This is a genomic window from Archangium lipolyticum, assembly GCF_024623785.1.
In the GTDB taxonomy this organism is placed as follows: domain Bacteria; phylum Myxococcota; class Myxococcia; order Myxococcales; family Myxococcaceae; genus Archangium; species Archangium lipolyticum.
This window is the reverse complement of the sequence record NZ_JANKBZ010000013.1, coordinates 21,140-43,815: the sequence shown is the minus strand read 5'-3', so window position 1 is coordinate 43,815 and position 22,676 is coordinate 21,140. Positions and strand designations below refer to the sequence as shown.

Genomic DNA, 22,676 nt, shown 5'->3' with positions numbered 1-22,676 from the left:
GCCTCTAGGGACCACGGGCGGCGGTATTGAAGGCGGTGGCATTCAACCACATCCGGACGCGAACAGGGGGCGATCCCCGGAAACGCAACCAGAGGGTGACAGTTTTACGCCGGGTTGGTGTTCCAGGGGGCAGGTAACGCGACGCGGCCTGGTGGGCTGGCGTCCTTTCATGGAGGCGGAGCATGTGGAAGAGCCTGGGTGTAGGAGTGGCCGTGCTGATGTTCCTGCCCGCCTGCGGGCTGTTCGTGGTGCAGGGCGACGGACACAAGGTCACCCAATCGCGTGAGGTCCCCGCCGTTTTCACCAGGGTGGAGAATCACACCCCCCTTGATGTGGTGGTGCGCGAGGCCGATTCCAGCTCCGTCTCCCTCACCCTGGACGAGAACCTGCAGCGCTACGTCACCGCCCGTGTCTCCGGGGATGCGCTCATCATCGAGGACTCGGAGAACCTGTACTACTCGGGCGAGGGCCGCGTGGTGGCGACGCTGCCGCGCTTCCTCGGCGCGAAGAACGACGGCTCCGGCGCGTTCCTCGTCGAGGGCGTCACCCAGGCCAACGCGCTCACCTTCGAGCTCGATGGCTCGGGCACCGTGCGCTACTGCGGGCCGGCGAGCAGCCTCACCGCGAGCCTCGGGGGCTCCGGCGACATGACGCTCTGCACCCCGGAGGCGCAGGTGCTGGAGAGCGTGAGCCTGGACCTCGATGGCTCCGGGACGCTCACCTATGACGGTTCCGCGAAGCAGCTGGAGGCATCCAGCGAGGGGTCCGGCGGCATGAACCTCACCGGCTCGGCGCAGCGGCTGGTGATCCGGGCGGACGGCAGTGGGGGCGTCGAGGCCCGCGGTCTCACCAGCTCGACCGCCTACCTGAGCGTGTCCGGCTCCGGCGGGGTGACCGCCACCGTGCAGGACAGCGTGTCCGTGCGCATCGACGGCTCCGGCGGCGTGGACCTCTGGGGTAACGCCTCGGTGCGCGACGTGACTCTCGACGGCAGCGGGAACTTCCGCCGCCACTGAGCCAGAAGCGCGCCTTCCACGGCCGCACAGGGGGCCTTTTCCCGTTCGCCCGGTTCACCGGGGAGCGGGGGAGGGCCCTCTCTCGTTTTCCGGGAGTCGCCGCCTCTCCTTCCATGAGAGGGCGGCCTGCCACGATCTCTTCGGATGCAGGACGGAGGCTCCGGTTATATGACGCACGCACCTTTCCGGACCCCCTCTCCCCGAGATTCCATGCTCACCCTGCGTGGCGCCCCCGCCCTCTCCGAGTTCCGTCTGGCCAAGTTGCTCGCTCGCTGCCGCGAGCTGGAGCCGGCCGTGGCCTCTGTCTACGCGGAGTTCGTGCACTTCGTCGATGTCGCGACGCCCCTCTCCGAGTCCGAGCGGTCCTTGATGGACCGGCTGCTGGAGTACGGCCCCCGGCTGGCCCGGGGCGAGCGGCGCGGCAGCCTTCAGCTCGTCATCCCGCGCCCCGGCACCATCTCTCCCTGGTCCTCGAAGGCCACGGACATCTTCCAGAACTGCGGCCTGCGTGGCGTGCGGCGCGTCGAGCGAGGCATCGCCTGGTGGATCGCCGACGGAGCCGGCAAGCCCCTGAGCCCCGGGCAGCTCGCCCGCGTGCAGCCGGTGCTGCACGACCGGATGACGCAGGCGGTGGTGGGGCGCGAGGAGGACGCCGCCATCCTCTTCGCCGCGCACACGCCCCGGCCGCTCACCACGGTGGACGTGCTGGGCGGAGGCCGGGCCGCGCTCGCCACCGCGAACCGTGAGCTGGGCCTGGCCCTGGCCGAGGATGAGATCGACTACCTGGTGACGCGCTTCACCGGGCTGAAGCGCAACCCCACGGACGTCGAGCTGATGATGTTCGCGCAGGCCAACAGCGAGCACTGCCGGCACAAGATCTTCAACGCCTCGTGGACCATCGATGGGGTGGAGCAGGAGCGCTCGCTCTTCCAGTCCATCAAGAACACGTACGCGGCCCATCAAGAGGGCGTGCTGTCGGCGTACAAGGACAACGCCGCGGTGATGGAGGGCTTCGAGGTGGAGCGCCTCTTCCCGGACGCGGCCAGCGGCGAGTACCGCTTCCACCGCGAGCACGCGCACATCTTGATGAAGGTGGAGACGCACAACCATCCCACCGCCATCTCGCCGCACCCGGGGGCCTCGACGGGCGCGGGCGGAGAGATTCGTGACGAGGGCGCCACGGGCCGGGGTGCGAAGCCCAAGGCGGGCCTGAGCGGGTTCTCCGTGTCGAACCTGCGCATCCCGGGCTACGAGCAGCCCTGGGAGCAGCCCTACGGCAAGCCGGAGCGCATCGTGTCGGCGCTCGACATCATGATCGACGGCCCGCTGGGCGGCGCCGCCTTCAACAACGAGTTCGGCCGGCCCAACCTGTGCGGCTACTTCCGCAGCTTCGAGCTGCAGGTGTCCACGCCCGAGGGCCCCGAGGTGCGCGGCTACCACAAGCCGATCATGATCGCCGGGGGCCTGGGCAACATCCGGGCCCAGCACGTGCAGAAGGGGAAGCTCCAGCCGGGGGACAAGATCGTCGTGCTGGGTGGCCCGGCGATGCTCATCGGTCTGGGCGGTGGCGCGGCGTCCTCGATGGCGCAGGGCGCGAGCGCGGCGGACCTCGATTTCGCCTCGGTGCAGCGAGACAACCCGGAGATGGAGCGGCGCTGCCAGGAGGTCATCGACCGGTGCTGGGCCCAGGGTGAGGCCAACCCCATCCGCTCCATCCACGACGTGGGCGCGGGCGGGCTGTCCAACGCGGTGCCGGAGCTGATCCACGACAACGACCTGGGTGGACGCTTCGAGCTGCGCGAGGTGCCGAACGCCGAGCCCGGCATGGCACCGGTGGAGATCTGGTGCAACGAGGCGCAGGAGCGCTACGTGCTGGCCATCGCGCCGGAGGACCTGCCGCGCTTCCAGGCGCTGTGCGAGCGCGAGCGGGCGCCCTTCGCGGTGCTGGGAGAGGCCACCGAGGAGCAGGTGCTGAAGCTGACGGACCGGCAGTTCGGCAACGCGCCCATCGACATCCCGATGGACGTGCTGTTCGGCAAGCCGCCGCGCATGCACCGGGACGTGAAGTCGCGCCCGCTGACGCACGCCGAGCTGAAGCTGGACGCGCCGGTGAAGGAGCTGCTGACACGGGTGCTCGGGCACCCCACGGTGGCGGACAAGGGCTTCCTCATCACCATCGGTGACCGGACGGTGTCGGGCCTGACGGCGAGGGACCAGATGGTGGGTCCGTGGCAGGTGCCGGTGGCCGACTGCGCGGTGACGCTGTCGGCGCATACGGGCTACACGGGCGAGGCCATGTCCATGGGCGAGCGCACGCCGGTGGCACTCCTCGACGCGGCCGCCTCGGCGCGCATGGCGGTGGCCGAGGCCGTGACGAACATCGCCTCGGCGCGCATCGGGAAGCTGGGGGACGTGAAGCTGTCCGCGAACTGGATGGCCGCCGCCGGCAGCCCGGGCGAGGACGCCAACCTGTACGCCGCGGTGAAGGCGGTGGGCATGGAGCTGTGCCCGGCGCTGGGCCTCACCATCCCGGTGGGCAAGGACTCCATGTCCATGCGCACGGTGTGGGAGGAGAAGGGCGCCCGGAAGGCGGTCGTCTCTCCGCTGTCGCTCATCGTGTCGGCCTTCGCGCCGGTGCTCGACGTGCGCAGCTCGCTCACGCCGCAGCTGCGCGAGCTGGACTCGGACACGCGGCTGGTGTTCGTGGACCTCGCGGGCGGCAAGCAGCGGCTGGGTGGCTCGGTGCTGGCACAGACCTGGTCCCAGGTGGGACAGCGCTGCCCGGACGTGGAGAGCCCCGAGCTGCTCAAGGGCTTCTTCTCCGCGATGCAGGTGCTCAACGAGGAGGGGCTGCTGCTGGCCTACCATGACCGCTCGGACGGTGGCCTCCTCACCACGTTGGTGGAGATGGCCTTCGCGGGCCACTGCGGCTTCGAGGTGGACGTGACCGCGCTGGGCTCGGATGCCGTCGCGGCGCTCTTCAACGAAGAGCTCGGCGCGGTGCTGCAGGTGAAGGCCACGAACCAGGCGCGCGTGCGCGAGGTGCTGACACTTCACGGGCTGGGCTCCGCGTACCAGGAGCTCGGCCGGCCCCGGGCGGAGCCGACGGTGCAGGTGCGCCACGGCGGGAAGGCCCTCCTGGAGGAGGACACGGTGGCGCTGCGCAAGGTGTGGTCGCGCGTCAGCTACGAGATGCAGAAGCTGCGCGACAACCCGCGCTGCGCCGAGGAGGAGTACGCCGCCAAGTGCGACCCGGCCGATCCCGGCCTGTCGCCCCGGCTCACGTTCGATCCGACGGAGGACGTAGCGGCGCCGTACATCGCCAGGGGCGTGAAGCCCCGGGTGGCCATCCTGCGGGAGCAGGGGGTGAACAGCCAGCTCGAGATGGCGCGAGCGTTCATCCGCGCGGGCTTCAACGCGGTGGACGTGCACATGAGTGACATCCTGGCGGGACGGGTGTCGCTGAAGGACTTCACGGGCGTCGCGGCCTGCGGAGGCTTCTCCTACGGCGATGTGCTGGGCGCGGGCGGCGGCTGGGCGCGGTCCATCCTGTTCAACGCGCGTGCCCGGGACGAGTTCGCCGCGTTCTTCGCGCGCTCGGGGACGTTCGCCCTGGGCATCTGCAACGGCTGCCAGATGATGTCGCAGCTGCGCGACCTCATCCCGGGGGCCGAACACTTCCCGCACTTCGTGCGCAACGCCTCGGAGCAGTTCGAGGCGCGGCTGGTGCAGGTGGAGGTGGCGGAGAGCCCGTCGCTGTTCTTCAAGGGCATGGCGGGCAGCCGCATCCTCATCGCGTCGTCGCACGGAGAGGGGAGGGCGGAGTTCTCCAGTGCCGGGGAGGCCGCGCGGGTGAACGGGCTGGGCGTGGTGCCGGTGCGCTTCGTGGACAACCACGGGCGGGTGACGGAGACGTACCCGGCGAACCCGAACGGCTCGCCACACGGAATCGCGGGCATGACGTCGAGGGATGGGCGCGTCACCATCATGATGCCGCACCCGGAGCGCGTGAGCCGCAGCGTGCAGTACTCCTGGTGCCCGCCGGAGTGGGGCGAGGACGGCCCCTGGATGCGGATGTTCCGCAACGTCCGCGCCGTCCTGGGCTGAAGCCTTTCAGGTCATTCCCTCGGAGGAGCGCGGTCTCCTCCGAGGGGAGTTCCACTATGCGTGACGACGTTCGCGATTCACAGCTCAGGCTCTGTGAAGAACATGGAACGCCATTCGTTGAGTCCCCCTCCGACATGAAGGTTGGTATTTCCCTCAATGTGAAGACGGGACTCATGCCCATCAACGGACTGAGGCATCCCATCCAGGGGGACACCACAGGCTGGTACATCTGGGCAGGTGGCGAGCCCTCCGCAGCCTCTGATTTCTTCCAGCCCGTGCATGTGGCCCACCTGGCCGAATGGTGTCCGCAAGCGTTGAAGTTCCTGGGGCTTCCTCCTGGTTGGAGGTTTCTGGTCGCGGATGGCCATGAGGATGTGTGGGAGGACCCCAGCCTGCTCGACACGTGAACAACCTGGGGATGGCGGCGGCTTCAGGTCATTGCCTCGGAGGAGCGCGGTCCCTCCCATGAGGTGACGGCTACTTGAAATCCAGGCTGCCTTCCAGCGAGGTCCACCACCTCGGCGCGAGCGGCTTGCTCGCGGGCTTCTGCGTGAAGAAGTCCGCGTAGTGGCCGATGGCGCCATCGAATTGGGAGCGGAGGCTGAGCCGGTATGCGCCGCGGAAGGAGGGGTTCATGTATGACGTCTCATCCAGGCGCAGGCGGAAGGGTTTGAAGGAGGTCACCGAGCCTGGCGCCGTCACCTTCCAGCTGAACTTCTGGAAGGAGTTGTCGAAGTCCGGGGTCATGGAGAGCTCCACCAGCTGCGCGGCGGCATCCACGCTCCACCGGAAGACGAGGCCGCCAGGCCCGGAGAAGACGGGGGCGGGCTCGCTCCACGACCCCAGGGCGGTGGGCGAGGTCAGGGTCATCGGCTTCGGGAACGAGAGCGTCACGGAGGAGCTGTTCTCCACGGGAACCCGGGCGGACGCCGACCCGGACGGGAGCTCGTAGGCCGCACCCACGTCGACCAGGAGCATCGCACGGGTCGTGTCGAAGGGAGCCGTCAGCGCGATGGTCGGGACGGAAGACGGGATGCCCCGCGTGGGGGAGTGGAAGGTGTCCCTGTACGTATCGAAGAGGTACTGGCCGTCCTGGTAGAACACGAGCCACGCGCTGGCGAAGTCCTGCTGGTAGACCTGCGCGCCATTGACGGTCAGCTGCATCCGCTGGTCGACCGGGTGGTCGAGCGCGACATCCTGCCCGGAGACCTGCTGCCAGGCGGGCGCCGGGATGCCCCGCTTCAAACCGACGACCCTCTTGGGTTCAAAGGGGTTGGACGTGTCCTCTTCGATCGCGAACAGGTCCACCACCGCGGGCAGCGTGCCCTCGACCTGGATGCGGAAGCTCCCGTCCGCGTTCACCAAGGAGCTGCCCCGGACGCCCTGGCCGACGGCATGCAAGTACACGCCGTGCGTGTCGCGCATCCCCGTCACCTTGCCGCTGATGAACGCGCGCGGCGGGTTCTGCGCGGGCGGGTCCTCCGACTTGAGTGGCAGCCAGACCTCCGGCCTCTCGAGTGCGAGATAGGTGAACGCCTGCGAGAAGCCGGAGGGGTCTTTCACCACCAGGGTGACGTTCTGGGGCCCCACGAGCGAGGGATCCTCGAACGTCACGTCGCCCGAGGCGTCGGGCCGCTTGAAGAACCGGGTCCCATCCCCGAGCTGGACATGGACGCTCGACCCCTCCGGACCGGTCTTCCAGCGCGTGTGGATCTTGAGGGAGCCCGAGATGACCTGGGGCGGGGGCGGTGGTGGGGGATCGGGCTGGGTCTGGGGATCGGGCTGAGGCGTGGAATCTCCCGGTTCTTCCGTGGGAGGAGGGGTGTTCCCGCTACAAGCCGCCACCCACCCCACCATCACCAGCGCCAGAAGTCCTCTCCGCATCCACGTCATGGCTCTCCCCCTATCGGAAGTCACGGTATGGGCCCGACGAGGGGCCACACAAGAGAGAGCCGGTGACCTGGAGAATGATGCAAGGAATCCAGCGGGACCCCGGCGGGCCTACTTCAGGTTGACGGCGCCCAGGCCGTTCATGCTCCTCACATAGAGCACGCCGTTGGCCGAGAGCGCCAGGCTCCCGGGCTCCCAGTAGGACCACACCGGCGCGTGCGTGGCGAGATCGATGGCGTACACACGCCTGTTCGTGCTGACGAAGACCAGGTTGTCGGTGACGAGGAGTCCGCTGGAGCGGCCCCCCGTGTCGTAACCCGCCACTTCATCGAAGCCGGCCGGTGCCCAGCTCCACAGCAACGCGCCTGTCACCTCGCTTCGCGCTTCCAGGCGATAGGGCGCGAGCTGGGTGACGTAGAGCACCCCGTTCGCGGTCACCGGGTTGCCGCTGTACGGGCCATCGAGGGTCCAGGTCTTCGCACGCGACGCCGGATTGAAGCTGACGATCTTGCCGCCGCTCGCGACGACCACCGAGCCGTTCGAGCCGATGACGGGCGCTACGGGCGTGTCCCCGCCCCCCCCGGGGTTGGCCTGGCCGAGGGTGAAGGCGACCGCGCCGGTGGACTTGTCCAGCGCGCTGAACAGGCCGCCGGTATAGGCATAGACGTACTTCGCATCCACCGCGGGCGTCCACTCGTTGTACATCGGCAGCTCCCGGAACCAGCGCTGAGCGCCATCGGCGAAGCCGAACGCATACATCCCGCCGTAGTATCCGCCGTTGGCATAGACGACGCCGCCCTCGATGGTGGGGACGAAGTAGCGTTGCCCTTGCGAGTTGAACGCGGCCTTCGAAAGCTGCGCACCGGTGGTGGCATCGAATGACCACATGAAGGCGTTGTTGTAACCGGTGCCGGTGGAGACATACACCTTGCCGCCCGAGACCGCCGGCGGGTTGACGTCAGAGACGCTCAAGTCGACCTGCCACTGCTTCCCGCTGTCGCTCTCTCTCAACGCGAACAGCCTGGGCGGGGTGCCCGAGGAGTACCGTCCGGCGCTCGCTAGATAGACCAGCCCGTTGGCGACGACCGGCTCGCTCACTCCGCCGGCGTCCTCCGGGACCGTCCAGCGCCACCTCGGCGAGAAGCGGCTCGCGTCCAGGGTGACGGGGACGTAGCCCGAGTGCGCGGCGTTGCCCTGGAACGTCTCCCAGTCCGGCGCCTGGGCCCAGCGGGTGAGCGGCGTCAGGTTCGTGTTCGGAAGGATCTGGAAGTCATACGGCAGGTACCAGGGCGAGCCCGCGTGCTCCGTGGTGCAGGCCTTGTCCTGGCACAGGTGCACCTCGAGCCTCCCCTGGTGGCGTCCCTGCGGGAGGGAGGGATTCGTCCGGAACCTCGCGAAGTAGGAACCCGCCCACGCCCTATCGGGCTGGATGGAGATCTCCGGAACGAGCACTCCAGAGGAATCGACGATGATGGCATGGATATCGCCGGGCAGCGGAACGTTGAGCGTCGCCTTGACGCTCAACGCCACCGAAGCGCCGGCAGCATAGGTCTCCGTCAGCTGGCCCGGTACGAAGGCCAACTCGGCAGGAGGAGGTGTGGAAGGCTCTCCGGGAGGCGTCGCCGGATCGCCTCCATCGCCCGGAGTCCCGCCTCCCCCACCACCACATGCGGTCAACCACCCCAGCAACACCAGCGCTGGAAATTTCCTCTGCTCCCAGGTCATGCGCACTCCCCCTTTGGAAGTCTCATCTGGAGGAGAGCCGGTGACGGGGAGAATCATGCAGGAAATCGTGCGGACCCCTGGGTGCTCAATGAGCGACTCCCTCGCCCGCCGCAGAGCCACGTCGGCGCGCCGGGTGGGTCCGGGACGAGGCGCTCGGCGAGGAGTGCCGGCTCACACTGGAGCAAGACGAGTCCCGCGGCTTCTACGCCCTCGCCTGTGGCATCTCCGGCTGGTTCGTCCACACGCGCTTCTTCGGTGACTCAGCCGAAGCGTCCCCCAAGCAGGGGAGGAGAGAGGGTGGCGCTTGATGCAGCGATCCCGTCGGCAAGCCACCTCTGAGCTCCTTCCGGTGGCTCGCTCCCGAGCTCACTCCATTATCCAGCACAGCGCTTCGCCGACCTACCGCTTCGCCGAATCGCGTTCTTCTAGCTGTAGGAGCAGATCCTGCAGCGAACCGTTCAATCGCTGCCGGCTCTTGGCTCCCACAAGCTCTACATCCTCTGTCTGACCATCCATACGGACCGACCCGTCAATCACAGCGAACAGGCTCGACACGGCGTCAACAGCAACCTGCCGCATCACATCATACAGGATTTTCCTCTCTCCTTCTGAGAGTCGCTCATTCAGCCCAATCAGCGAGCGCCAATAAGGATCGGATGCGCTCTTGATCGGTGTCGTTTCCAAAAGCGTGCGGTAGGTCGCAACGTTTTCATCGATGATTGATGCTCGAACCTGATTCACGAAGTCTTGTGGGGTCATTGCTTCGTCATGGCTCCTGGATACATGCTCTTGTTCATGTCAATTATCTCCCGCAGCGCGCTTTTTGGAATATCGGGGTAGACTCGACGCAGTTCCATGATGTCGCGCGCTACGACCTGCCTGGCGTTGCTAAAGCCCTCCGTACTCCTGGAAATGATCCCGTTTGGTCCTCTGATCGTATGGCCGATCTTGGGAACCAGGATCGCGGGAGCCTTTCCAGGATCGTACCCAGGTATGAGGTCACCCATCACCGCCTTCTGGCCCACATGGTGAGCATCCATGCCTGGGACTGTGCCTCTGATGTCATCATAAGCCCCAACAGTAAATTTCCCGGGTCCCGTCTTTGCGGCATCAATGACGTTATCGGCCGCTTTCGCAGTCGTTACGACTGTCGTGGCCGCATCTGCGGCCTTGACTCCCTGCCTTGCGAGACGGGCGACATTTGCGGCGTTACCCACACCGGGGAGTGCTGCCCCCAATGACATTCCTGCCCCTACCAGATCTCCCCGGCCAGCGGAGATTCCGGCGTTGATGACATCAGGAACCCAACTTACCGCAGCTCCAACTCCAGTGGCATCCAGGGCGATAGACGCGACATCCAGCGAGCCTTGAACCCAATCCAGCCAGGAGCGGCCATCCGGGTCCACGAATCTGAGTGGGTTATGTGCCGTGTATGTGTAAGTCGCCAGGTTGATCGGGCTATACACACCACCAACACCAGCCCCATCGAGATAACTCGTCGCTGCTGGGTCAGCACTCGCCCAGAGCCCGGTTCGTGGGTCGTAGTAGCGTGCTCCGAAATAAGAGAGCCCGGTCTCCTGATCGAGTTCCTTGCCGCTGAACAGAAACGGCAGTCGCTCGGTGTTTGACCTCTGATCCACCCATGGCTCACCGGACGGGAAGTACTGCATGTGCTCATACAGCTCTCCGTCCACATCGGTCACGTAGCTCGTACTGCCGATATGATCGGGATGATAGAAATACAGGAAGTTTGTATCTGGCATTCCATCATCCGGCATCTCGCTCGGCACTTCGTAATGTGGATTCTTCTCCACGTTGCGGCCATTCTGGTGGCCGTTTGCCGAGCGATGCTCCCACCACTTTCCGAGCATCATGGAGACCAGGTCATGCTCATCTGGCCGCACGTGCGCATCACCTGGTGAGAGCTTGGAGGCAATGCGCGTCGTGCCGACATAGACGTGCTTGGTCCCCACGGACCGGTTCCGCACGGTCCACTTGTCATTCACATAGACGGTCTCGCCTTGCGCGCCCGTCTTGATGATCCGGTCTCCACCATCGTCATACACGAAGCGCGTGGTCCGCCCATTATCGGAGATCGATCGGACGCGATTCTCCTCGTCCCAGACGATCGTTCGCCGCTGCCCATTGCGATCATCGTCCCAGCCCGTCTGGTTCCCGTTGTCATCATAGAAGAACGTTCGGTCGCCAATGTGCGTCGCCGCATGCGGCTTGGCGGATCCGTAATCGTAATTCCACGCATAGGTGGTCTTGTGCTGCGGAATGGGCTTGCTGTCACTGCGATTGCGGATCCAGTGCTGCTGGTTCTTGGACCTGATGTTGTGGATATCGTTGTACTGCAGCGCGTACGAGTACTCGTTGCGCTTCCCCGGGGGCTGGAACCATGTGCCGGTCGCGTTGGTCAGCCGGTACAGATCATCGTAGACGAAGCTCTGCTCGACCCGTCCGCCGTACTCGTTTGGTCGCGCATGTTGGACGTCGTTGACCAGGCTGGTGATGTTGCCAACCTTGTCAAATTTATACGTGAAACGTTGGAACTCTCCGGCTGCCAGAGTGGAGAGCCGCCGGCTGCGCGCATCGTAGTCGTAGTGCGTGCGGATGCCGTTTCCGGTCTGAAGGAACTCGCGCTGATCGAACCGATCGTACTCCAGCCGAGTCACGTACGGGAAATGCACTCCCAGCTTCACGCTTTCGGCCGCACGGATCTGCCCACCCGAGTCGTACGCATACGTGAGCACCTCGGTATCCGGGTAGACCATCTGCTGAAGCCGTCCCCAGGTGTCGTAGAGATACCGCGTCACGTAGATCTCTGGGCTATTGGAACTGTTGCCCATGGTGTGGCTGTCGATGCTGCGACGCTCGTAGACCGTCTCACCGAGTGCGCCGTAACGCCGCTCCTCGAAGCCACTGTTGTCGTCTACGCGCACGATACGGCCCACGCGATTCCCACCTTGACCACGCAGTGAGGCCCCGCCCCAGGCATAGGTCACGTCGTTGTCCTGGTAGTGCGGATAGCGGATCCCGATCAGGTGCGTGAAGTCGTACCGGTATTCAATCGCTCCACCTTCACGCCGCAGGTTGGCTGTGATTCGCCGGATGACATTGCCCGCTGCGTCGTAGGTCAACTGAGTGTGCCCACTGTCGGGATGGATCACGTTGGTTCGCCGACCGGCCAAGTCGTACTCCGACCGCGTGAGATTGCCGGCCGCGTCGAGCACGCGCCGGATCTGCTTGAGCGGATCGTACTCGTAGCGTGTGGTGATCCCCCGTCCGTCGAGGTACTCGACCACGGCGCGGATGTTCTCGCGCGCATCACGCAACGCATCGCGGCGGTTGTTCTCAGCGTCGAGCGTGGTGGTAAGCGCCCACAGGCCTCCACCCGAGAGCGCTGGTGCCAGCGCATAGGACTTCTGAGTCCGCGCGTCATCGGGCGCCACGATCTGGAGCTCGCGGTCGAGCAGGTCGTAGGTGACGCGCGTGGGCGGCGCGCTGGTGTCCACGGGCCGGGTGAACGTCAGATTGCGTGCCGCGCTCTTGGGCTCCTCGGTTGGATACCACCGCGCGACCACCCGGCCCCACGGATCGAGGTGCGTGCGGCCCGACACGATCATGGCGTCCTGGGCCGCGGCATCGACCCCGCGGTGCAGGGTGGCATCCTTTTTCGTCTGGATGTCCCGGCCGAGGCCATCCACGAAGGTCACCGTCTCGATCGGGTCGGCCACATTGCGGAATACATCCATGTTCGCGGTGGTGGCGTAGGGCACCACGGCATCGGGCCGGTACGTGAAACGGATGGTGTAGTCGAGCCCGCGCTCTATTTCATACGGACCAAGGACACGAGCGATGCGTCCGAAGTCGTCGTATGTGGTGAGTACTGGGTTCCCATTGATGTCGATCTCGCTCTCGGGCGCACCGAAGCGCAGGTCGTACCCGGCCGTGGAGTAGTAGCCAAAGCTGTCATCGATGCGAACCACGTGGGTCCGCACTTCGTCGTCATAGGTATAGCGGAGCTCATAGCGCTGGCCGTTGTGGTTGGGCGGCGCGATGACGCTCTTCAGGTTGCCATCGGTGTCGTAGGCGAGCTCCGTGGATGCGACCGTGTTGCTGTCGAGGGACACGCGGATCTGGCGCACGTTGCCCGTGCCACTGGCACAGTCCACGCTGGCCTCCCGCTTGCGCAGGAGCGTGCCAGCCGCGTCCCGCACGATGATGCGGTCCGCCACGCCCACGATGTGGTGTGCGCGGCAGGTAGAGAGCCTGCCTGTGTATTGGATCTCCGCCTGATAATCGTCACTCGAGCCTGGCCCGCCCGCGTCATGAAGTGCGATGACGTTGCCGTAGGTGTCGTAGTCCTGGGTGGTGAAGGTGTGGATGAACGCGTCGGGAGCTCCCTCGTGCTGGTAGTGGTGCTCCTCCACCTGCGCCGGGAAGACCGCCTCGGTGCGCGCCGCCTGCTCGGGCGTCAGCACCTGGCCGCTCTCGATGTCACGAAGCTCGTACTGGTAGGTGGTGCGCTCGAAGATGGAGCCATCACCGCCCTTCGTCCTCGACGCTGCCAGGAGACCGCGCTCGTGATAGCCGTGGTTGCGGAACTCGAGCTCCTGGCGGCGGTAGACCGGCAGCGTGCTCGCGGACGAGACGCCATTCCAGCCGCGGGTATCCAGCGTGTCGACCTCGACCCGGGCGAAGCCGTAGAACTCACGCTCGTACCGGTCGTAGCGCCCCCCCTCATAACGAATGCGCTGCAGCGAGTAGTCGGTGACCTGTCCGAGCTCAGCCGAGTCTGCCTGGCCGTCGTAGACCTTGACCTCGCTCAAGGCCCAGCGGCTCTGCGGCATGTCCTGGGTGTTGCCGGTGCGCGCGTAGTCGAGCCAGAACTCCGCTCCGAGCGGACGCTTCACGTGGCGCAGGAGGTCGGTGCGGCCCGTGCGGTTGCGCGCCACCTTGATCTCGTGAGGGTTGTCGGAAACGAGTTGATCAGGATGCCCGTCGCCGTCGATGTCCTGGATGGAAACCGTGGGCCGACCGACCGATTCGCCAAAGTCCGCGCCCGGGTTGATGATGAGGCTGACAGCGAGAATAGGAATGCTGATGGTGAAATAGGCACCGCCTCCCAGGGTGGTCGACTGGTTCTCGGTGATGTCCTTGCCGCCAATGCCACCTCGCCAGCTCACCGGGGCTGCGGTGATGCGATGGCCCTGGTTGAACCACACCCGCAGCCCATCGCCCGCCTGCTCGGCGCAATCGAGCAAACCATCGCCGTTGACATCGAGCAGGGAGCCACCACACCAGGAGCCCCCGCGGGAGCCGCTACCGGACTGGCTGTTGCTTCCGTTGATGCCTCCACCGAAGCCGTAGATGCCATCGTTGAAGCTGAAGGAGGCTCCGGCGTTCTTTTCCTGGGTGACACCCTCGTGGATGACCGCCTGGCCCCAGGGTTCGCGAGCCGCGAACCGGTAGCCTAGATTGAGCGCCACCTCCAGCGTCCCAGCCCCCTTCCACACCCGGTCGGGAAGGCCGTCGCCGTTGACGTCCATGAGGTCGGCCTCGGACGAGGCGTCACCCTTGCTGGCGCCCAGGCTCAGGGAGAAACCGACCGGCTGCATCTGCTGGGTGCTCGCGGAACCGCCACCGGTTTTCTCGGCACCGCCACCCATCAGGCCGCGCGCGGTGGCGATTGCACTGGAGATGTTGCCGCCAATGCCAAACGTTGAGCTCTCGGTGCTGGTGATTCGCAGCTCGCGGCTCGGCACATCACGCAGCTCGGCGAGGCTTCCCAGAGGGGACGTGTACTGGATGCGCCCCGGCGACACCACGTCGGGGAAGCCGTCGCCGTTCATGTCGACGAAGTCGAGCAGGCCGAGCGACTCCCCGTTGGATTGAGAGAAGGAGGCGGGACCGGCGCCGCCACCCAGGGCCGTGTTGTTCGAGCGGGAAATACGGGGCACGGCTGCGGCCCCGGCGACCTGGGCTGGCTTCGGGAGCCGCATCAATGGACCTCCGAGCCGGCTGGTCGACATCTCGGTCGCGGTCACATAGATGAGCTCATGAGGACCCTGCCAGTGCCCACCTCGCACCGGGCTGCACTCGAAGGGATCCTCCACGGTGTAGCGGCAGGGCATCGTGTCGGGCAAGGGCAGGAACGGGAACGATTGCATGCCTTCCTGGGAGAACCGGCGGCCCATGTCGGGGGCCGTTTGTTCATTGATCGTCTCGCTGCCGTCGAAGGCGGGCGGCTTGTCGAGCTCGCCGGGCGGAATGGGCTGATCTCCCCGCTCCTCGCCACCGTTGTAACCACCGTAGGACCAGCCACGATAGCCGTGCGAGAGCCGGCCCGGTTGCGCCACGCCGTAGCGGATGAACGGGAGGGGAGTGAGGCCGCTGAAGACCGACGTCCGGATGGCGTCGAACAGCTCCGGGGTACTCACGGAGAAGGAGAAGAAGACCGGCTCATCGGCCTCCACCGGCACATCCAGGGTCACCGTATAGCTATCGTCATCATCGATGGTGACCTGCTTTTTACCGAGCAGGCGTCCCTGGCTCTTCGCGGTGAAGGTGACCGTGCCCTTGAAGGTCGTACCGTCCGCCTCGATTTTCGCCGCGACGGGAATGGTCCGGCTGATCGATGGTACGAAGGAGGGAGCCAGGCTCTCCGGCGTGCGCCGCGAATACGCGGTCATGTCGTAGACCAGGGGAATGTCGAAGATCGGCTTCCCTTGGTGATCCACGACGGGCAGGGCCCGGCCGTCCTCGTCTCGTGCACTCGTGTAGCGGATCCACGGGCCGTGCTTGACGCTACCGTCCGTGCTGCTGATGGGCTCGAAGGCCAGCGCTGTCAGATCGATGGGTGAGTCCGAGTGGATACGAAGCGAGACGAAACTCCGAGCCTGGACCGTGATCGTCCGATCGAGGTCGAGGGTGCTTCGGGACGAGGCGGGGAGTACCTGCGTGAAAGCCGGTTTGCCGTCGACCATGAGCATGACGGCGACGTCATCGGACGTCTCGCGCAGCTTGGTGAGCCGGCCCGACACCTGCAGGGTACCGGCATAGGGGACATTCATCCCCGTGCCGGCGCGCCCGGCGAGCGCGAACTCCGCCGTGGCGTCGAAGCGGTGGATGTCGAGGAGGTTCTCGTCCTTACCCGGAGTGACCCCCAGGTATTCGATGATCGGGCTCCACTGCACCCGATCGTCCCACTCGTTCTCCAGTGCATGGAGCCGGAAGAGGATGCGCTCGCCAGCGGCGACATCGACCTCCACGCTGGGATTCTGAGCCTGGGTCTCGGTGGCCTTGAAGACATGCGTCCAGAGCTGCGAGCCCTCGTGCTCGATGGACGCCCGGAGACCATCCCCGCCAGAGCGCTGGGCCTGGCTCAGCCGCACCGTGCCAGAGACGCGCACTCGTCCAGGGTAGGGGGCCTGCCAGCTCCGGACCACATCCACGGGAGGAGCATGGCGGTCGAGCTCGGCTTCGAACTTGGGGTCCTCGAATGATGTGGGCAGCGCGCCGGGAGCGACGACACTCGCGCCGATACGCACCGGAGTGCCACTGCTGTCTCCAGGAACGAACCGGGGCAGGCCATCCGCTCGCCGCCAATTGAAGTAAACCGTGGATCCTTGCACCAGGTCCACCAGACCGTCGGCATTGACGTCGGACAGGTAGGTGTCCTGTTCGGCGGATGAGAAGGCCAGGTTCGCGTGGAATTGGCCCGGCGTGAAGTACACCTCGGGGCCAACGGACAAGCGCATGATCGAGCGCTCATGAGAGAGCGCGGGAAGCCCCTCGACGGGGAGGGCCGAGGCTGCGAAGCCCGGGAGGCCAATGGGCCCGGACTGGTTGCGGTTGAAGAAGAAACCACCGCTCGCGCTACGGAACACGCGGTCGGCCAGGCCGTCACCATCGATGTCTGCGAGGGCGACTCCGCCCTTGGTATCGTCGGACCGTCGGCCGACCTTGGCGCCAACCGAGATGTTCTTGGTCATGCCGAAGCCGACACCGACGTACAGGTGGCCTCCGAACGACCGCGTCCGCGAGCCGCCGAGGGCGCTGGGGTCGGCCTCTCCGATGGAGTTGTAGAACCCGTCCGGCAGCGCGAGCCCGACATCGGGTTTCTCCGCACCCGCGTTCCACAGTCTCTCCGGCTCGAAGCCGCGGTAGACGCTGCCTGTCTCGGTGACTTCATCGAAGTACTCGAAGGCGTGCACGTTGCCGGGGAATGGCCGGTTGTTCACGCCGAACTGGGTGAGCGTCTTCAGCCGGCTCTTCCCAAAGGGCCCCGGGTCGTACTCGAGCTGCCAGGCGCGCACGAGCGTCTGTCGGTAGTGGACCTCGATACGGCTCAGGCGCTCGCTGGTGACCTGCTTGAAGCCACCGCGACCGCTCACGATCAGATCCGGTCGGCCGAGCTCGCGCAGGAAGACCACGCGGTACGGTGCCGTGTCCTCGCCCACGCGCAGGGTGTAGTGCGCCGAGGACAGGTAGAGGTCTCGGCCGGGCACCTGCCCCGGCGCGCTCCATGTGACCGTGTCGTAGTCGAAGCGCACGCGGTTGCCGTGCGTGTCGCGGATCTCACGCAGAGCCCAGCGGAAGACATTGCCGGCATCGTCCATCAGGCAGGCGGCGGACTGCCTGCCGGTCTCGGGCGTACCGCCGTAGAAGTAGCGCGTGCCCTTGCGGTCGGTGACCTCCCACCAATAACGGCTGGGGCCGTTGCCATGACGAATGATGCGCTGGAACGAGCCCTCGATGCGGGGGTGGAACACCGTGGCGCCCGTGGCGCGCGGGCGTGGCTGGCTCCGGTGCGCGGTGGGGGAGAGCTGGGCGCCATCGAGGAGGTAGGTCTCGGTCTCGAGTGCGGCGTCGTAGCGGGGAACACCCCAACGGGTCTCGGCCTCGATGGCCGACAGGCCGATGTCCCAGCCGAGCCCCATCCAGCCGTTACCACGCGCGGAGTTGTAACCCAGTGCCAACGAGGGCTGGACGCCGAGGCGACCAGGGGGAAGCTCCAGCGGGTAGCTCAGCACCGCATCACCGCTGGAGCTCGCCTGCGGTGGTTGGATGAGCTGGATGCCTGCGGCAGGGGTGGCCGCCTTGATGCCCTTGAGACGGTTGGGATCGAACGAGGCGAGCTGCGGGTGCTCGGGTGTCACCACGAGCGCGTTGATCATGATGGTGAAATGGTCGGTGAGGCTCTCGACCACTTCCCGCTCTCGCACCACCCCGGCGCGGGCGAGTGGCTCCCAACGCTTCAAGGTCTCGTCATAGTAGAAGGTCTGGATGTCCTCGGGCACATAGCCCGGTGGCAGCAGCGTAGGCTGGTAGGGCAGCGAGACCTTCAGGGCGTCATCGAAGTTTTCGCCGTGCGGCTGGAATTCGTAGGCGCGCCGGAAGGGCGCGGTGACATTGATGAGGCCGGGATCCAGTGGCGGGAGCTGGGCGGCGTCGAGCTGCTTGAGCGACACACGCTTGCGGCCTTTCATGGCGGTCGCTGGAATCTCGACCGAGACACGGGTGCCGAGCTCGATGCGCTTCGCCTGGCCTGGTGAGACTTCGGCCTCGGCGCTCTGCCCCACCTCTCCATAGCGGGTGCGGCGCTCCTCCTGGGTGAGGCCGTCGTCGAGCACAGGGCCCCGGGAGGTGGCACCCGGCATGAGGCCTGCGTCGTGGTCGAGCACGAACTGACGCGTGAAGGTGCTGCCATCGGCCAGGCGGGCGGTAATGGTCACCGGCCACTGCTCATCGGGTTTGGTGGTGCGCCGGAGTATGGAGGCGAACACGCCCGTGGTGGTGTCGGTCTCCCGGCCGTCGATGCTCACGCGCACGCCGCCACTCGTCTGTCCAGGCGCTCGAGCCCAACCATCCACCCAGGCTTCGTGACCGAAGTGCTCGCGGGCCGACGCGAGCATGATGCTTGGGAAGTCGATGCGGCGAGCCGCGCCCGAGCCAAACACACGCAGGCGAGTGACGGAGGTATCCGCCGAGGGGCGCAACCGGAGTCCGGCACAGCGCGCACTGCCCGCATCGCTGATGGCATACGTGGTCATGCCCGTGGTGTCCGCGACGAGCGAGGCCGGCAGGTCATGCGCTACCGCGCCAGTGTCCACGCAGCGCAGAGACCAGGTCACCCCCGCCCCCGCCGCGATGTGCACCACATCCGGGGAGATCAACCGCTCGAAGGCGACGACGAGCTCCTGGCCTGCCGCGACTGGCACGGCTCCTCCGCCCTCGCGAAGCAGAGCCATCGCACCTTGCGTGGGAATGGCATCGAAGGGTGCGATGGAAATGGACTCGATGACGTTGCTGCCGTGCTCCAGCTCAGCCACGAGCTCGACCCCATCGAGCTTGACCGTGCCGTGGGCCTCGCTGGGCAGGCAGAACTCAACCTGGTTGCGCCCAAAGCGCAGGAGCTCGGCATCAATGGGATGGACGAATGTGCTCTGTACTCCCGAGGCGTCGGTGGCGGGCGGCACCCAGAAGCCGCGCGTTACCGGCCCCCCATTGATGACGCGTGTCAGGACCAGTGGGCGGAACACTCCCTCGGTGTGATAACGCAGCCAGGCACGCCGGTATGCACCGGGATGGCGCGCGAGCTCGAACGAGAACGTGGCGCAGCCGGAGACGCCGCTAGCCGGCTCGCGGCTGAGACTTTGGGCTTCAGGTGTCGTGGGCAACACGTCGGCGAGCCCCGCAGGGAGCACCTCGTCGTCGGGCGCCATGGTCGGCTCCCACGCGAGCGGCAGCACCGCCGAAGTGCCCCAGAATTCCACCTCGGGCACCACCGCTCCGCTCTCGTTCGTGGGCTCGAACCTCAGGGTGATGCGCGACATCCGCTGCGGCATCTGCAGTGGGAACGTCGTCCATCCGTTCGCCAGGGCCTTCAGTTCGTGAGGGCCCGAGACGCGCTGGCCCAGGGAGTCAAGCACCGAGAGACGGTAGGGGCTCGGGCCGAACACCTTGAGTGCGGCGACTTCCTCGTTTCCGTCCAACGAGGCCGTCACATTCGCGTGCCCCTCGTTGGCGGGGGGTCTCCAGCCGATGGCGGTGTCGCGATCGAAGAGCGCCCAGGCTCCAGGGTCCGTGCTGGCTTCCAGCTTCCGGGGGGGGAGCCGACGCGCAGTGCTCTCTCCCGACTGTCCAGTGGGAAGGGAGTCCTCACTGCCCTGGCAAGACACGGAAGCCACCAGCATCAGTGCCGCGGTGGTGAAGATTTTGAGTGATGCGAGAATTCCATTTGGGGGAATGGACATCTCGACTCCCAAGAAGTTAAGCATTAAGCGTTGATTTCAAATTTGGTTCCACGCTGTCAAGGGAGGAGATCGTGCGCCTGGGGACTACCGTGTCGCCCATCGTCATCCTTGGATTCATGCTGAGCGGCCTGATGATGGGTTGCTCGAGTGACACTCCGAGCGACACTCCGTTCCAACGCGGTACGGCAGGCGAGAGCTGCCGCGCTCGCAACGATTGTGAAACCGGGCTCGCTTGCATCAACGAGATCTGCGTTCCCGGCAGCCCACATCTGAGCGTGACTGGTAAGGCGTGTTACCGGGTCGAGTGTGGTGATGATGCGGGATGTTGCGCCGATTTCGTCCCCGCCTCGGGCTGCGACATTTATAAGGCGGCCTGTCAGGCCAATCCGAGCGACTGTGATGCCTATCGCAGGCTCTGTCAGTGTAATCGCGCATGCGTGGATGAGCTGTGCGTGGACAGAGGGCCCGGGTGCTCCGCGAATGCGGACTGTCCGTCATCCTCGTCGCCCTATTGTGTGACGAGCCAGTGCGTGGAGTGCCGGGATAGTGGGGACTGCCTCGGTGAGGGGACTCGTTGTGTCGAGGGGGCTTGCAAGGCGCCGTGCAAGACGAATGAAAACTGTCCGCGGCTTCATGTCTGCACAGCGGGGGCTTGTGTGCCTTCCGGGTGCAGCTCGGATCGCGAATGCAGCTTCGTGCTGGGAGATCCTCGCGGCCGCTGCGCGAATGGTACGTGCTTCGTGGGATGCTCGAACGACACCGAGTGTGATGCGACAGCCTTCGAGGTGTGTCACGAGGGGCGGTGCACCTTCGCAGGGTGCGAGAGCGATGCCGAGTGCCGGGCCTACTTGGATCTCTCCAATACCCCGGATGGTATTCGAGCCGTGTGCCGGTGATTACATTTTGATGTCAGCACGACTCCCCGTCCACGCTCGGAGACGTGCCGAGGGGGAGTTGGTGCAACGGGAGGTCAACGCCATCACTCTCCGAAGCGTATCCGTCCTGGTGCAGTGGGATGCCGCCCGGTTCCCCTGCGCTACTCGGGTGTTAAGACGGATAGGGGTTGTGTTGAGGGTGGAGAGCAGGTGGAGAGGGGCGGAGGAGGGCCGCTGACGGGTGCCGCTCGGGCTGTGCAGCGGGCCGGTGGAGAGGCGGTGCAGCCAGAAGGCGAGGTGGATGGGGAACTGAGGTCCCAGAGCCCCCACCATGTCAACAACCCCTTGCCCTGGAAACGGGGGACAGCATGGAGAGTATCGCGAGCCAGGTGGGCTACGCCGACGTCACCCATGCCGCACAGGAGGCTGAAGGGCCCCTGGGTCCAGCCCCAATCCAAGCCGATTTCCCGCACAATCCACGCTCTGGTGACGGGGGTCGCCGCTCTTTACCGTCCAGGCATCATGACGAACTCCACGACACCTCGTCGCCGCGTTCTGGTGGTTGGACTCGGCATCAGTGGCATCGCCACGGCCATCCGGCTTCACAAGCTCGGCTGGGAGCCCGTGCTCATCGAGCGGGCACCCGAGCGCCGCAAGGGGGGCTACTTCATCGGCCTGTTCGGTACCGGCCAGGCGTCCGCTCGGCGTCTCGGGGTGCTGGACACCCTGGTCGATCGCAATTCCCCTCTGATGACGACCTACGAGATCGACCGGGACAATCATCGGTTCAAGGGCATGTCCTTCGTGGACGCTCCCGGCGCGCCGCTCCCGCTGCTGCGCGGCGACGTGGAGGACTCCTTGTTCTCCGCGTTGCCGAAGGACATGGAGGTCCGCTTCGCGACGGTTCCCACCCGGATCGAGCAGGGCGCGCATGGGGCCGACGTCACGCTGACCCACACGAAGAGCGGCACGAGCACGACCGAGCGCTTCGACCTCGTGGTGGGCGCTGATGGCATGCGCTCGACCGTCCGTCAGCTCGTCTTTGGTCCGCACGAGAACTTCCTGCACCCGCTGAGCTACATGATCGCCGCCTGCGTCCTGCGCAACCCCGTGCAGGGCTACGCCACGCACGAAGGACTGGTCCTGGCCGAGGCGGGAAGGTCGGCGTGGGTATTTCCCTTCGCGAATCACAACCCCACCTTGCTCTTCTCCTACCGCGTCGATGACGTGGCCGCGCAGTTCCGCGGCCGTCCCATCGAGTCGCTGCGCAAGGCGTACGGACCGGAAAAGGCGGGGTCGGTGCTGAGCCATCTGCTCCATGAGTTCGAGACCGCGGATGAATATCTGTTCGACTCGACCAACCATGTCCGCATGCCGAGCTGGCACAAGGGGCGGGTCGTGCTGGTGGGCGATTCCGCGTGGTGCTTGACCCTGTATTCAGGGATGGGCGTGTCGACCGGTCTGGCCGGGGGTGAGCTCCTGGGTGACATGCTGGAGAAGCATCCAGACGACATGGAACGCGCGCTGACCCGGTGGGAGGAGAAGCTGCGCCCGTTCGTCGAGGACATGCAGCGCGACTCGCTGAAAGCGAGAGCGTTCTTCACCCCGGCCAACGAGCCGCAGCGAGTCTTTCGCGCGATGAGCATCCGCCTCATGAGCAATCGCCTGACGGGCCCGATCGTCAAGAAAGTGATGCGCGACAAGGACTTCAAGGCGAAGATGATCGACATCGTCGCGCAGTAGTGCGGCCGGAGCCCCCGCCCGTGCATTGTCCCAAGCACTTGAAGGCTTCGGGGCGA

8 protein-coding genes are annotated in these 22,676 nt (G+C 66.0%); 4 read left to right on the top strand and 4 right to left on the bottom strand.

Going from position 1 to position 22,676, the window contains the following annotated elements; genetic code table 11:
• Nucleotides 1-182 precede the first annotated feature (182 nt).
• From NR810_RS26335 to NR810_RS26325, 3 genes are all read left to right on the top strand, one after another.
• Nucleotides 183-1,016, top strand: coding sequence for a DUF2807 domain-containing protein (locus NR810_RS26335; protein WP_257456324.1), 834 nt, complete (start codon nt 183-185; stop codon nt 1,014-1,016).
• A gap of 210 nt (nt 1,017-1,226) precedes the next feature.
• Nucleotides 1,227-5,123, top strand: a complete 3,897-nt coding sequence (purL, locus tag NR810_RS26330; protein ID WP_257456323.1) for a phosphoribosylformylglycinamidine synthase — start codon at nt 1,227-1,229, stop codon at nt 5,121-5,123.
• 56 nt (nt 5,124-5,179) lie between these two features.
• Nucleotides 5,180-5,530: an immunity protein Imm33 domain-containing protein gene (locus NR810_RS26325; protein WP_257456321.1), complete on the top strand. Its 351-nt coding sequence runs from the start codon at nt 5,180-5,182 to the stop codon at nt 5,528-5,530.
• Nucleotides 5,531-5,600: 70 nt separating this feature from the next.
• Here NR810_RS26325 and NR810_RS26320 read toward each other — a convergent pair whose 3' ends face one another.
• The 4 genes from NR810_RS26320 to NR810_RS26305 form a co-directional block, all read right to left on the bottom strand.
• Nucleotides 5,601-7,007 (bottom strand): hypothetical protein, encoded by a 1,407-nt coding sequence (locus NR810_RS26320; protein ID WP_257456319.1) that lies wholly within the window; start codon nt 7,005-7,007, stop codon nt 5,601-5,603.
• Between the two features lie 117 nt (nt 7,008-7,124).
• On the bottom strand, nt 7,125-8,738 hold the full coding sequence (locus tag NR810_RS26315) for an outer membrane protein assembly factor BamB family protein (RefSeq protein ID WP_257456318.1): 1,614 nt from the start codon (nt 8,736-8,738) through the stop codon (nt 7,125-7,127).
• 399 nt (nt 8,739-9,137) lie between these two features.
• Nucleotides 9,138-9,497, bottom strand: coding sequence for a hypothetical protein (locus NR810_RS26310; protein WP_257456316.1), 360 nt, complete (start codon nt 9,495-9,497; stop codon nt 9,138-9,140).
• Nucleotides 9,494-20,002 carry a SpvB/TcaC N-terminal domain-containing protein gene (locus tag NR810_RS26305; protein ID WP_257456314.1) on the bottom strand — a complete coding sequence of 3,503 codons (10,509 nt, stop codon included), beginning with the start codon at nt 20,000-20,002 and terminating at the stop codon, nt 9,494-9,496. The genes NR810_RS26310 and NR810_RS26305 overlap by 4 nt, the downstream gene beginning before the upstream one ends.
• Before the next feature lie 1,361 nt (nt 20,003-21,363).
• Between NR810_RS26305 and NR810_RS26300 the strand changes: the two genes are divergently transcribed.
• Nucleotides 21,364-22,620, top strand: a complete 1,257-nt coding sequence (locus NR810_RS26300) for an FAD-dependent monooxygenase (protein ID WP_257456313.1) — start codon at nt 21,364-21,366, stop codon at nt 22,618-22,620.
• Nucleotides 22,621-22,676: the final 56 nt, after the last annotated feature.